Below are 12,250 nucleotides of genomic sequence, written 5' to 3'. Positions count from 1 at the left end.
CAGTGACACCTCAGTTTAAAGTTTTAAAGAACATTTTACTCTTTCTAATTTGAAAGTCAATGGAATTTCATGAATTCCTATAAAATTATGTGAGAATTTTCAAATAATTACTAATTAAGTGGTCAGTTCATGAATTATTCTACTGGTTTGTGATGTGATAGAGTAAAATCAGGAGAGAAATGAATCGGAGGATACAGTTATGAAAATGGTACCAGCAAAATCGTTTACCTTTCGAGGGGGCAGCCGGGCTGTCCTGCTGCTGCATGGATTTACAGGAAACACCGTGGATGTAAGGGAGCTTGGCCGTTTTTTGAACAAGAAAGGCTACAGCTGCCATGGCCCGTTGTATGAAGGCCATGGAGAAACCCCTGAAACATTGGTCACGACTCGGGCCAGCCAGTGGTGGGAGAATGTCGTTGACGGATATCGCTTTCTGCAAAAGCAAGGTCATGAAGAGATTGCCGTTGTCGGCCTCTCCCTTGGCGGCGTGTTTGCGCTGCAGATGGCGTATACTTTTCCGGTAAAAGGGCTCGTTTCCATGTGTGCGCCAGTTAAGCCGAAAAGCGAAGAAGTCTTGAGGAAGCACGTCAGCCTTTTTACGAGAAGATATAAAACGATCCTGAGAACTCCAGCCGAACAGATTGAAGAAGAGTGGTTGAGCTTGCAGCCGAGCTCATCAGAAATGGTGAGAACCGTACAAGGTGTGATTGAGGAAGCAGGGAACCACATTCAGGAGATCGCATGTCCGGCACTCATTGTACAAGCGGGTAAGGATCATCCCGTCAACCTGGAAAGTGCGGACCTTCTTTATGATAGGATCTCGTCTGATCAAAAATCGCTCATCTGGTATGAAAACTCTCCGCATCTTGTGACGAGAGGACCTGAAAAAGAAAGGCTGCATGAAGACGTGTATCGATTTTTGGAAGAATTGGAGTGGGAAGAAGAATGTAAGGGAAGCTGATAAGAAATTGTCAACTTCCTTTTTATAATTTTTAGAAAATTATCATAAAATAGTAAATAAAAACAATAATTCGAACGAATTCCTTTTATGTACAAAATTTCTAAAAGGGGGGGCAGGCACGTTTTGCTGCTTTTAAGTCAAATAAGAAGAGGGGATTGTGATGAACAAGCAAGTGGGGTTACGTGGCCAGTACATGGGTAAAGTATTCGTTTTAATAGCAATGGTTGTGATGCTTGGTTTTGGATATATACTGCCAGTCAATAATGTAAGCGCTTCCGCACCGCCGCCGGCAGCGCAAAGCTATTATATGGATACAGTTGATACCGTGACGCTTTATGATATGGGATACCAAAAAGGCCTCGCGGATTATAAGAAAGCAGGAACTCAGAACAGTATGGTCATTCTCGATTTCGGTGGACAGTCCTCGCCAACGAGTTTATCTCTTTTCGGGATGCCCGATGCTTCATTGACTCAAGTGGCGGCAGCCGTTGAAGCATACTCCCGCGGGTATTGGAAAGGCACAGCGAGTGATTCACTATCCACGGTTCATATCATTGTCGGAACGAACAACTCCTATACCGTAACATATGAAGGCGGCCAGAACTTTGCCAATATGATCGATGATATTAACAGCCATAATAACATGAATTCTTATTCAGATCAGGTTGAAGTAGATGGCGGCAACGATATGGAACCGGGGTACGATCCTGCATCGACTACCATTGAGTGGGTGAACGGCTATGATTCTGTTAACAGCTATTCACTCTATAATTATGGTTCTGCGGACGGATGCTATCATACCAACTTGAACTCAGGCACGATTAATTATTCGTGCAATAACGGCTGGACCTACAAAGATATTCAATATATTTCCTGGGGAGCATCCCCTGCATGGCCGCTTCCGGAAGTTTATGATAACAGCGGCGACATGGCCGAACAGTGGCAGAATATTGCCAAATATTCTGCCGTCACTGCTGCTAAACCAATGCGATTCAGTGCTTCTTTAACCCAATATGCTGCATGTACGAGTACAGGTTGCCATTCGGAGCTCGATAACACGCCGAGCCAGGGCTGGAGCCAGCTTTACAGCGAACTATACAGTGATTCAAAAACAAAGTCTGCAACCAATTATCCAATACTATCAACCGATATCCGTTGGCATTAATTCCAGTAGAGGGGTGAAAAGACATGAAAAAAATTGCAATTTCACTTGTAACGACAGCTGTTTTGTTTGGAGCAGGAGTTGCTTTTTACCATGTGTCTGCTTCTGACACTTATGATGGTCTTCCAAAAGAAAAAAGAGAGATTATGGAGCGGAAAGCTCAGAATAAAGATAAAGCACGCAATGACAGCGTCTCCAAGAAAGATGGAGTAAACGGGCCGCTTGTTGTTCAGCATGATCGTGCGGTGACAGCTCAAATTCTGACGCATGTAGAAGACCCGGTAAACGACCATAAAGCTAAATTCAAAAATGGCTGGGTCAGCCCGATCAAGAATGGAGAAATGGGAGGTAAAAACGTGACGGTAGAAGCCGGCGCATTGATCAATGATCCCGAGCAAGGCTATGTCTTCGTCAGATCGGAAGGTGACAAACGCAAGTATATAGGAGAAAAAGAATACAAGACCCCAAGCAAACATGGCGAAGTCCGAATTATTGATGCCAAAGAATTTATATTAACACTTCAGGCAAAAGACGGAAAAAAATGGTCATTTGATGTTCCCGCCGGAACATTTAAAGATATAGAATAGAACTATACTGGAGCTCTGGATGGCCCATCTGGGGCTCTTTTCCATAAGGCTTTTTGGGAAAGAACATATTTAGGTTTGCCGGTGATGAATGTGTCTCACTTTGAAATTCTTAGGCTTTCTGATCAGGTGGTACACGCTCATATGAATTGAATGATGAAACAATGGGCTGAAGAGCTTAAGAAGTTCTCTTTGGAGGAAAGCAAAAGGGATCTGGCAGATGTTTTTTCATCAGGGGACATTAAGGAAGGGGTAGCTGTTTGACGTTAAGGTCGTGTGGAGTTAGCCGACTCTTCAGTAAGGTTCAATTATCTGGAGTTTGTTCAATTGTTTCGAATTAGAATCAATGATTTCGAATTTGATGCAATTCTTCTTCCTGTCCAGTGATCAATCCCATGGCACCAGGAAGGAATTCTCACACCCCAAATGGAATGGTATGTAAGACAGCTTGGAATTGGAGGGGAAGAGACTTTGATTTGGTTCTTTCGAATAATTGTCTGGCTGATTTTCCTTGGTATCGGAGCCTATCTTATTTATTACTGGAATGATGAAGATAAAGCTGAAAAGAAATTGGATGCCATCCGGAAGCTTTGGTATGTCATCTACATATTTGGTGCCCTGATCTATTGGACAGGAAAGCCTCAAAGCATTTTTACAAATTGGGATAACTATTTAGTCGTTCTCGTGGTGTTCATCTTGATCGACGCCTTCATCTTCCTGAGTTTGTACCTGAAAAAAATCGGGAATAATGAACTAGCACGAATCACGCGATCAGTGGAGAACAATCAGATGCTGTTGGACGATCTGCGGGCGAAAGTAAATAATGCGCTGTATATCTTGAAAACGGAAGGGATCACTGCGTATTATGGAAATAAGGAACATTATTTATATGGACTGAAACTCGTTCTTCAGTCGTATGTAGAAAAGGAAGGCCATAGCTTTACTATATTGCCTTTTGAAACCCCGCAAGAGAAGAACGAAGCACTGGCCGCTTATACGAATGCGAGCCTGATCCAATCCACGTTATCAAGAGCTGAAGCATACTATAATCAGGAAGACAACTTTGCGTTTTATCCTTTTAATATTGAAGATGAGATTTATGTGATAAAAATCTCTTCAACCGCAAAAGTAAGTGATGTCGATGGATCCTTAATCGGAATCCTTTTGGCTACTTACGATATTCTTGTACAAGCACTGGAAAGGAGTGATGATGAATGACAAGCGGACTCGATCTTATGGGGAGCCAGCCGGTATCTCTGAAGAACAGCGAGCGAAGAGGGATTACTTTTAAGCCGAGAATTCAGTTTCCGAAAGTTGGCATCAGCCATCACACCATGCAGGTCATGGAAGAGAACGAACGAATCATCCAAAAGGGAACCAGACGGGGCACTTTTAAACGAAAATAGCAAAGACAGCGGGCCTATCCGCTGTCTTTTTTTGTATGCTGAGAGGTTTGCTGCATATACTAAAGCAAACATTCCGTGGCGTTGGAGGGAGTTTGTGAAAAGTAAACGATTTGTCTCACGGATTCAAGGACCTAAGCCGACCTTGTCTCATTATGAAAAAGCCTTGCAGGAAGAAAACTATTCGATCCTGTCTTTCTTAAAGAGTTTGAGAAAAAAACGGTGGACGTTCATTGCCGGAAAATAATACATTAACTAGAGAGGGTAAACCCTTTCTTTTTTATGTTTTTTTCGGGAGGTTGAATATGTGCTGATCATACAGAATCAAACGGATATATTAATCATCGTTGTTCACGAAATTTATGGGTTAAACCAGCACATGATAGAAGTTTGTGAATGCTTCTCTCAGCAGGAGTTTGATGTCATCTCGCCGAATCTATTGGGGCGGGAAACCCCTTTTCATTATAGTGAGGAGAATCTTGCTTATGTTTTGCGAAGGCTTCCTTTGAAATCAAAGAATTCATTAAGGAAAGTAAACGCCACTACATAGAAAGATCTTTATTATCGGATTTAGTGTAGGGGCGACCGTCGCCTGGTTATGCAGTGAAGAAAAGGGAGTGGACGGTATGGCTGGTTTTTACGGTTCACGTATTCGAAACTATACAGAAATCTCTCCACAGTGCCCAGTTTTGTTATTTTTTCCGGAAGAGGAGAAATCCTTCGCTGTGGACGAGCTGATCACAGTGCTGAAGAAAAAAGAAGCTGAAATCTATAAATTTGACGGAAAGCATGGATTTAGCGATTGTTATGGACCAAATTTTAACGAAGAATCAGCACATCATGCCTTTTATCATCTCGATCGATTTCTTAAAAAGGAGCGATTATAGTGGCTCAAAATATTGAAAGTCATTTTCCATTTAAAATGTCGAAGCCGGCACAGCGCGCGCTTGCTGGAGCAGGTATAACAGGGCTTGAACAATTGACGGATCTTACCGAAGCTGAAGTGTCAAAACTTCATGGTATGGGTCCGAAAACGATGGAACAATTGAGAGTAGCCCTCGCTCAAAAAGGACTCTCGTTTGCTAAAAAATAAATGCGGATACAAACATCAGAACTTAAAGATATTCCACATATCATCCAACTTATGCCTGTCTCCATTTTCCCGAGGAAGATTATTTATCAGAATCTTGAAATCCTCATGAAGCATAAGACAGTAAGGTTCCTCCCACAATCCCTAAGAGCAACGATCATCCACGGTGGCAGCCTGCAAGCAATCCGGCCAAAGCGAAGTCGATCGGCGCCAAAATGGAACCCGTCCAAATGGGTAAGTAAAAAGCCGAGATTAAAATACCCACCACCGAAGCGTTCGCACCCATGAAGGCTCCTTTTACGTTCGGGTTGTGCGTAATGCATTTCAAAAAGGAAGGGTGCCAGAAACGAGCAGGAAGGCGGGCATGAAAATCCACGGCTTTACAATTCGTTAACAAAACTTCTTTTTATCGTTACAAAACCTTTATTGCCCCTTTACACCTATGTCCTACAATGGAGGCACATCAGAGAAAAGGGGAGTGGAAGTATTGAAAAAGAAGACAATCGCTGCTGCAACACTTTCATTAGCACTGATTACATCTTTTGGTATGAATCATATGGCGGATGCAAAAGAAAAAAGAAACGCATCCCCGAATAAAGCGAAAAATGTCATCATGTTTGTTGGAGACGGTATGGGTGCTTCTCACAGGGAAGCCATCCGTTTAGCTGCTGAAGGTATGAATGGTGAGCTCGCGATGAACAAAATGCCGTATTCAGGAAATGTTCATACACATTCAACATCCGTTGTCACTGATTCTGCAGCGGCAGGAACGGCTATGGCAACAGGAGTCAAAACTTTTAACGGAGCAATTGGAGTAGATGAAAATAAAAAACCAGTAAAATCTGTGCTGGAATTGGCCAGTGAGGCTGGGAAGTCAACAGGACTTGTGACTACCAGTCAAATTACTGATGCTACCCCTGCTTCCTTAGGCGCGCATGTAGCCGATCGTAAAAAGCAAAGTGACATTGCCAAACAATACCTGGAAAACAGCAAGGTCGATGTCCTTCTTGGCGGTGGTGAAGATTACTGGTACCCTAAAGGCGAGGAAGGGGAATTTCAGGATCACCCGGCAAAAGACAATGAGGAAGCCAGCCAAGGAACACATGGAAATCTGGTTGAAAAGGCAGAAAAACTTGGTTATGACTATGTGACAAATCAAGAAGAGCTTGAAGGTTCGAAAAGCCATCGATTGCTTGGTCTTTTTGCCAATGAAGAAATGTTCGAACAAAATCCAGAAGGTGAAGGCGACCTCTACGATCCCGTCGTACCGTTGCCTGACATGACGAAAAAAGCGATCGATACACTTTCTCAAAATCAAAAAGGATTCTTCCTTATGGTTGAAGAGGAAGGAACGGATGAAATGTCTCATGAAAACAACGGCAAGCTGATGATGAAAGCTGGCGAGCAACTGGACAAATCTGTACAAATCGCACAAGAGTATGCGAAAGAGCATCCTGATACCCTTGTACTCGTTGCGGCTGACCATGAATGCGGCGGTTTATCCATTGAAGAAGTGGACCCGCAGGATGAAAGTGGCGACCATACGTCCAAGGAGGACGGTCCATATACGGCTGCTCACTCTAATCAAAAATTCACACTTGACTGGACTACTCAAGAACATGGCGGTCAATCAGTACCGCTGACCGCTCAAGGGCCTGGGGCAGAAAAACTGGAAGGTACGTACGAGAACACTAACATCTTTAAGGCGATGAGAGACGCGATGGGTCTTAATAAATAGATAAAAGCATGGTAAAAAACGCCCAGAACCTTCTGGGCGTTTTTTATTCGATTTGATTGACTCTATGAGATGGTATTTATATACTTTTTGTAAACTCAAAATAGGGACGAATCGATATGCAATTAAAGGATTTCATGATCGAGTTGCTTACCGCCTGCGATCATATTGCATTTATGGTAAGTATAGCGGTTAATATTTTTGTCAGTGTTTTGGGTGTCGTTCCCAGTGTGTTTGTAACAGCTGCTAACCTTGCCGTGTTCGGACTCTGGGAAGGGATGGCTGTATCATTTATCGGTGAGGCGTTCGGAGCCATTATCTCGTTCCTCCTGTATAGAAAAGGTTTCCGAAGATTGGCTGATCGAAAAGGATTTTCTCATCCGAAAGTAAAACAATTACTGAAAGCTGAAGGAAAAGAATCGTTCTTGTTGATTCTGGCTCTTAGAATTCTCCCGTTTGTCCCGTCAGGCCTTGTCACGTTCATCGCCGCCATTGGAAAGACCTCTCTTCTTATATTTGTGGCTGCCAGTTCAATTGGTAAAGTACCGGCCCTATTGATTGAAGGATATTCGGTTTATCAGGTCATTCATTGGACGTGGGAAGGCAAGCTGTTTACAGCCATCATTTCCTGCATTCTCGTCGGACTGGTGTGGAAAAGGCTTAAAACACGGTAAGGCTCATGTTGGGAAAATACCTAAAAAACACATCGGGAGAACTCATCCTGGTGTCTTTTTTTGTTGGGGAAAACATAGCCTCATAGTAGGGAGGAAGGGATTGATGTGGCTTTGGCGAAAATTTAATGAGGACTATAACAGTTAAGGGGAATGGATGATGAAAGTAGCGGGTAAAAGAATTGCAGGAAGTTGAAGTTGCGTATTTAGACGAATCGGCTCATATTTTGAGCTTCCGGAGCATTGGGAGAAATTGTTTCAATGGGCGATCGGCAATGAGTTGGTCCCCCCAACGCAGCAGTTTATCGGAATCTCTTTTGATAATCCCGCGGTCGTTGAAGCGCAGGAATGCCTTCACGATGCCTGTGTGACTATTCCAGTCGATTTTCAAAAGGAACAGCATCCTGGGTTTCATTTAAGACATTGGATGGCGGATCGTATGCGGTGTATTCCTTTTATGACACAGCGGATAAGCTGAATCCTGCATCTCAGTTCATATATCCTGAATGGCTGCCAGCCAATATGTATGAGCCTGATTTTACTCGTCATAATTTGGAATTTAACCTGAATAATCCTGCAGAGGATCCGGAAGGGAGATGCAAGATCGATCTGTTCGTTCCCATAAAAAAATGCGGGTGAGGTAGGTGGAGCATGAAGCTAAACCATTTGAATCTTTGTGTGAATGATTTAGCTGAAGCACAGCATTTTTTTGAAGAATTTTTTGGCTTTCAAACAACAATGGATAATAGCCACGTAATCAGAGTGCTGGATGACGGGTACGGATTTATTCTTGTACTTAGCTGTACGGGAGAAGACCCTCCGAAATATCCACATGGTTTTCATGTAGGATTTTATGTGGACACGAACGAAAAAGTGGATGAAATCTACGGACAGCTAAAAGCCGCGGATATTTCTGTTGGCAATCATCCAAGAGTGATCCGGGGCGGGTATACCTTTTATTTCCATGCACTGAACGACATTTTGTTTGAAGTGACATGTTCTAGCAGTTGAGTTAAAAGGAGTAGTTTCTTGTATATTCCTAAGTGCATGTAACGTGCTGTGTTTGGCATGTAAATTGGGAAAAGTCGCACGTAAACTGTAAAAAGTGGACTGTGATCGACAAAAAGTGGACAGTAATCGACAGAAACTGGACGGTAAGAGGGATTGCTGGCTCATTGAGTTCCGTCTGGATAAGGAGGCAGAGTCATGAAGACGTTGTTTCATTACAACTGGCAAGTCAGGGAAGATTGGTATAAATGGTGTGAGGATGTTCCACAGGATGAGCTGCTTAAGGCACGCATTGGAGGAGTGGGAGGGATCTTACATACCCTTTTTCATATCATTGATGTGGAGTGGAGCTGGATTCGGGGGATGCAGGAGAAACCGGATTTTCAGGAGAGCTTTGATGGTTACCGGTCACTTGAAAAGGTGCGTAAACTGGATGCTGAATTTAAGCCTGAAGTAGGAAACTTTCTACTAGCCTGGAACGATGGCATGGAAGACCGAATCCTTCAGGATATGCGGCCGGACGGAACCAAAGTCATATTCACCCATGGAGAAATCATGCGTCACGTGATCGCCCATGAAATTCATCACATCGGGCAGCTGTCTGTTTGGGCGCGGGAAATAGGGAAAAAGCCGGTTAGCGCCAACCTCATTAATCGGGGACTTAGCATGAAAATAAAATAGCAGTTGGGGAGCTGTTAACCGAAAACAGCTCTTTTTTTGTTTTTTACCATTGCCGGGACATATGTCCTTCCCCTTTTCCATTGATATCCCTGATAATAAAGCTGTATATCAGATAGGGGAGAGATAGGATGAAGGGAATACTTTTTGCATTGTTTGGCGGTATTTTTATTACTCTGCAAGGGGTGGCCAATTCGCGGATCAGCCAGGATATCGGCACATGGCAAGCGGCAACCATCACCCAGATGACAGGATTTATCCTGGCGGTCGTTTTGATGGTCTCATTCCGTGACCGGACATGGCAAAATTTCAAGCGTGTGAAACCGATGTATTTGTTCGGAGGAACTTTTGCTGCGGTTGTTATCTTCAGTAATGTGACAGCCATCCACAAGGTCGGCGTGACGCTGACCATCTCCGCGCTGTTGATCGCGCAGCTGAGTGTAGCGTTTCTGACGGACACCTGCGGCTGGTTCGGCGTCACGAAACAGCGAATGAGGCTGCCTCAGTTTATCGGTATTGGTATGATGGTAGCAGGTGTGCTCATATTAAGCATGTGATATTTACCCGCTGGAGGTTAGTTGGATGAAAGAAATAAAGAATCGTGAGCAGCTGAATTCTTTTATGCGTGCATATAAGATCGACTGTCTGTTTAATCCGCAATTGATGCCGCATTTGAAGCTTTATCAATTCAACCGTGGTGAAAACATTTGTTCACAGGGAGAACCGTCGGAATATCTCTACGTTCTTGTAAAAGGAAAAGTAAAAGTGTTTACGACCTCTCCAGAGGGTAAAACACTCATCCTATCGTTTAAGACACCGCTTGAACTGATTGGGGATATTGAATACGTAAGGGGAACGGATACCGTGAACACCGTCGAGGCGGTATCCCCTGTCACGATGATCGGGGTTCATCAGCGCTGGCTGAAAAAATATGCAAGTGAAGATTCGGCTTTCCTGCAATTTTTGCTGAAGATCATTACAGATAAATTTTATGTGAAGTCCAATTCTTTGCGGTTTAATCTGCTGTATCCTGTCGAAGTCAGATTGGCCAGCTACCTGCTGTCGGTCTCTTTTGATGAATCGAATTCCTTGTTAACTGGACAGCACAGTGCAGGAAGCCTTAAGGATGCCGCGAACCTGATCGGAACGAGCTACAGGCATATGAACCGGGTGATCCGGCAATTTTGCAATGAAGGTCTGGTTGATCGGAACAGTAAAGGGATTTTGGTTAAAGACCGGGAAGGCTTGAGAAGACTGGCGAATGATAATATTTATGAATAAAGAAAGCGGGAGAGAAGGGTATGCTTTTAGGGATCATCTTTGCATTGATCGCAGGCTCACTCGTTGGCCTGCAAAATATCTTCAACAGTAAAGTCAATGAACATGCCGGATCATGGGCGACCAATGTTTTAGTTTTGGGGCTCGGGTTCTTAGCATCATTTACACTTGGCCTTCTTTTTGAAGGGAAGCAATTATTCCGTCTGCATCATATGCAAACCTGGTATTGGTTCAGCGGGGTGATCGGTGTTGGCGTGGTTACCTGTGTTGTACAGGGGCTGAAACGGCTCAGTCCAACGATAGCCATTTCGATTGTTCTCGCCTCACAGCTTGGTTTTGCCCTTTTCTTAGACTCTATAGGTGCGATGGGTTTGAAACCTGTACCTTTCACTTTGAAGGAGCTGCTTGGTGTACTCATTATCATTGGCGGCATCCTCGTATTTAAATTCAGCGGACAGCAAGAGTCACAGCAATCGGAGAAAGCCTCATGAAAAAATACAAAACCTTGTTATTTGATGTCGATAATACCCTGTTAGATTTTGACGCTGCTGAAAGTGCGGCCCTTCGCTTGTTATGTGAAAACCAAAGGATTTCGTTTACGACTGAGCTTGAAACACGTTATAAAAAAATCAACAAGGGCCTATGGAGAGCGTTTGAGGAAGGAAAGCTGGACCGTGATGAGCTTCTGAACACGCGTTTTTCTATGTTATTCAAAGAGTATGGCCATGAGGCGGACGGAGTTGTCCTGGAAGGAATCTATCGTGAGTTTTTAAGTGAAGGAAACCAGCTGATCGAAGGGGCTTTGGAGCTGGCTGCTTCACTTCAGGATCACTTTGATCTGTATATCGTTACGAACGGAGTTTCCAGGACACAGGAGAAACGCCTGAGAGGTTCTGGCTTGCACCCCCTGTTTAAGGGAATCTTTGTTTCCGAGGATACAGGTTATCAAAAACCAATGAAGGAATACTTCGATTATGTTTTCGCGCGCATCCCGAATTTTTCTTTAGAACATGGACTCATCATCGGTGATTCACTGAACGCGGACATGAAAGGCGGCCAAATGGCCGGGCTCGACACTTGCTGGTATAATCCAAATAAAAATCGGAATTCAACCGATACGAAGCCTGCCTATGAAATCCAAAGGCTTGATGAGCTGTATTCTATTTTGGGCATAAAAAAACACGTTGTGTGAACAACGTGTTTTTTGCATTAAAGATTAGAGACTCTTTCAAGGCTTTCAGCACGGCTATGAATCGCCAGATTGTCAAGAAGGTTGCTGCTCTCTGAATTCAGCCCTTTCAGGTTTACGGCAATACCAGACTGATGAAATTTCATGACCACCCGGTCTACGGCTCCAACAGCCGAATCGTCCCATAAGTGGGCGTTTGAAAAATCAATATCAACTTCCGCTTCATTTTCTCTGAAATCAAAACTATTCACAAAACCGGTAACAGAAGCAAAGAAAGCTGTCCAGAAACTTGGTAAATTGTCTTATTTGGCACGGTACCGATCACTTTGGCTACCTTTACTTTCGAAATCTAAGAGGCAAAGAAGATTGCACTCAGTATGATCCCGAACATAACCCCTATTGATAGATTATGAGTGATTACTACAGTAATAACAGTCACGACCATAACGATAGAGTCTGTAACTTGAACCTTTTTGAATGATTTTAAGCAC

At 43.6% G+C, this 12,250-nt stretch carries 18 protein-coding genes and 2 pseudogenes; 18 read left to right on the top strand and 2 right to left on the bottom strand.

Annotation, left to right across the window (positions count from 1 at the left end; all coding sequences use genetic code 11):
• Nucleotides 1-199: 199 nt before the first annotated feature.
• The 9 genes from QYF49_RS13915 (at nt 200) to QYF49_RS13875 (ending at nt 5,203) form a co-directional block, all read left to right on the top strand.
• Complete coding sequence (locus QYF49_RS13915; RefSeq protein WP_290400166.1) at nt 200-961, top strand: alpha/beta hydrolase; 762 nt, start codon at nt 200-202, stop codon at nt 959-961.
• Between the two features lie 160 nt (nt 962-1,121).
• Nucleotides 1,122-2,126 (top strand): hypothetical protein, encoded by a 1,005-nt coding sequence (locus QYF49_RS13910; RefSeq protein WP_290400165.1) that lies wholly within the window; start codon nt 1,122-1,124, stop codon nt 2,124-2,126.
• A 23-nt stretch (nt 2,127-2,149) separates the two neighbouring features.
• Nucleotides 2,150-2,710: a hypothetical protein gene (locus QYF49_RS13905; protein ID WP_290400164.1), complete on the top strand. Its 561-nt coding sequence runs from the start codon at nt 2,150-2,152 to the stop codon at nt 2,708-2,710.
• 468 nt (nt 2,711-3,178) lie between these two features.
• Nucleotides 3,179-3,925, top strand: a complete 747-nt coding sequence (locus QYF49_RS13900) for a type II toxin-antitoxin system SpoIISA family toxin (RefSeq protein WP_290400163.1) — start codon at nt 3,179-3,181, stop codon at nt 3,923-3,925.
• Nucleotides 3,922-4,113, top strand: coding sequence for a hypothetical protein (locus tag QYF49_RS13895; RefSeq protein ID WP_290400162.1), 192 nt, complete (start codon nt 3,922-3,924; stop codon nt 4,111-4,113). The genes QYF49_RS13900 and QYF49_RS13895 overlap by 4 nt, the downstream gene beginning before the upstream one ends.
• A gap of 94 nt (nt 4,114-4,207) precedes the next feature.
• A complete protein-coding gene (locus QYF49_RS13890; protein ID WP_290400161.1) occupies nt 4,208-4,357 on the top strand; it encodes a hypothetical protein in 150 nt (49 codons plus the stop codon).
• Between the two features lie 60 nt (nt 4,358-4,417).
• Nucleotides 4,418-4,660: a dienelactone hydrolase family protein gene (locus QYF49_RS13885; RefSeq protein ID WP_290400160.1), complete on the top strand. Its 243-nt coding sequence runs from the start codon at nt 4,418-4,420 to the stop codon at nt 4,658-4,660.
• Between the two features lie 4 nt (nt 4,661-4,664).
• Entirely contained in the window at nt 4,665-4,997 is a 333-nt protein-coding gene (locus QYF49_RS13880) for a dienelactone hydrolase family protein (RefSeq protein WP_354005839.1), read from the top strand.
• Complete coding sequence (locus QYF49_RS13875) at nt 4,997-5,203, top strand: helix-hairpin-helix domain-containing protein (protein ID WP_425589575.1); 207 nt, start codon at nt 4,997-4,999, stop codon at nt 5,201-5,203. Before QYF49_RS13880 ends, QYF49_RS13875 begins: the two co-directional genes overlap by 1 nt.
• Before the next feature lie 103 nt (nt 5,204-5,306).
• Here the strand turns inward: QYF49_RS13875 and QYF49_RS13870 are convergent.
• Nucleotides 5,307-5,572 (bottom strand): annotated as a pseudogene (locus QYF49_RS13870) (chromate transporter); the annotation flags it as partial.
• A gap of 70 nt (nt 5,573-5,642) precedes the next feature.
• On the opposite strand from QYF49_RS13870, the gene QYF49_RS13865 reads away from it, so the two are divergent.
• From QYF49_RS13865 to QYF49_RS13825, 9 genes and pseudogenes are all read left to right on the top strand, one after another.
• Nucleotides 5,643-6,938 (top strand): alkaline phosphatase, encoded by a 1,296-nt coding sequence (locus tag QYF49_RS13865; protein WP_425589574.1) that lies wholly within the window; start codon nt 5,643-5,645, stop codon nt 6,936-6,938.
• Between the two features lie 116 nt (nt 6,939-7,054).
• A complete protein-coding gene (locus QYF49_RS13860; RefSeq protein ID WP_290400159.1) occupies nt 7,055-7,609 on the top strand; it encodes a TVP38/TMEM64 family protein in 555 nt (184 codons plus the stop codon).
• Between the two features lie 179 nt (nt 7,610-7,788).
• Nucleotides 7,789-8,245: pseudogene (locus QYF49_RS13855) on the top strand (AraC family transcriptional regulator).
• A 12-nt stretch (nt 8,246-8,257) separates the two neighbouring features.
• On the top strand, nt 8,258-8,617 hold the full coding sequence (locus tag QYF49_RS13850) for a VOC family protein (RefSeq protein ID WP_290400158.1): 360 nt from the start codon (nt 8,258-8,260) through the stop codon (nt 8,615-8,617).
• Between the two features lie 195 nt (nt 8,618-8,812).
• Entirely contained in the window at nt 8,813-9,295 is a 483-nt protein-coding gene (locus tag QYF49_RS13845) for a DinB family protein (RefSeq protein ID WP_290400157.1), read from the top strand.
• 128 nt (nt 9,296-9,423) lie between these two features.
• Entirely contained in the window at nt 9,424-9,849 is a 426-nt protein-coding gene (locus tag QYF49_RS13840) for a DMT family transporter (protein ID WP_290400156.1), read from the top strand.
• A 25-nt stretch (nt 9,850-9,874) separates the two neighbouring features.
• The gene (locus tag QYF49_RS13835) at nt 9,875-10,573 is read left to right on the top strand and encodes a Crp/Fnr family transcriptional regulator (protein ID WP_290400155.1); all 699 of its coding nucleotides are present in this window, start codon (nt 9,875-9,877) and stop codon (nt 10,571-10,573) included.
• A gap of 20 nt (nt 10,574-10,593) precedes the next feature.
• Entirely contained in the window at nt 10,594-11,061 is a 468-nt protein-coding gene (locus tag QYF49_RS13830) for a DMT family transporter (protein WP_290400154.1), read from the top strand.
• The gene (locus QYF49_RS13825) at nt 11,058-11,762 is read left to right on the top strand and encodes a YjjG family noncanonical pyrimidine nucleotidase (RefSeq protein ID WP_290400153.1); all 705 of its coding nucleotides are present in this window, start codon (nt 11,058-11,060) and stop codon (nt 11,760-11,762) included. Before QYF49_RS13830 ends, QYF49_RS13825 begins: the two co-directional genes overlap by 4 nt.
• 17 nt (nt 11,763-11,779) lie before the next feature.
• Here QYF49_RS13825 and QYF49_RS13820 read toward each other — a convergent pair whose 3' ends face one another.
• A complete protein-coding gene (locus QYF49_RS13820) occupies nt 11,780-12,010 on the bottom strand; it encodes a hypothetical protein (protein WP_290400152.1) in 231 nt (76 codons plus the stop codon).
• Between the last annotated feature and the right edge of the window lie 240 nt (nt 12,011-12,250).

It is taken from the genome of Fictibacillus terranigra, from assembly GCF_030412265.1.
Classification (GTDB): domain Bacteria; phylum Bacillota; class Bacilli; order Bacillales; family Fictibacillaceae; genus Fictibacillus_C; species Fictibacillus_C terrinigri.
Note: the sequence above shows the minus strand (reverse complement) of the source record. Positions and strands in the feature narration are given on the sequence as shown.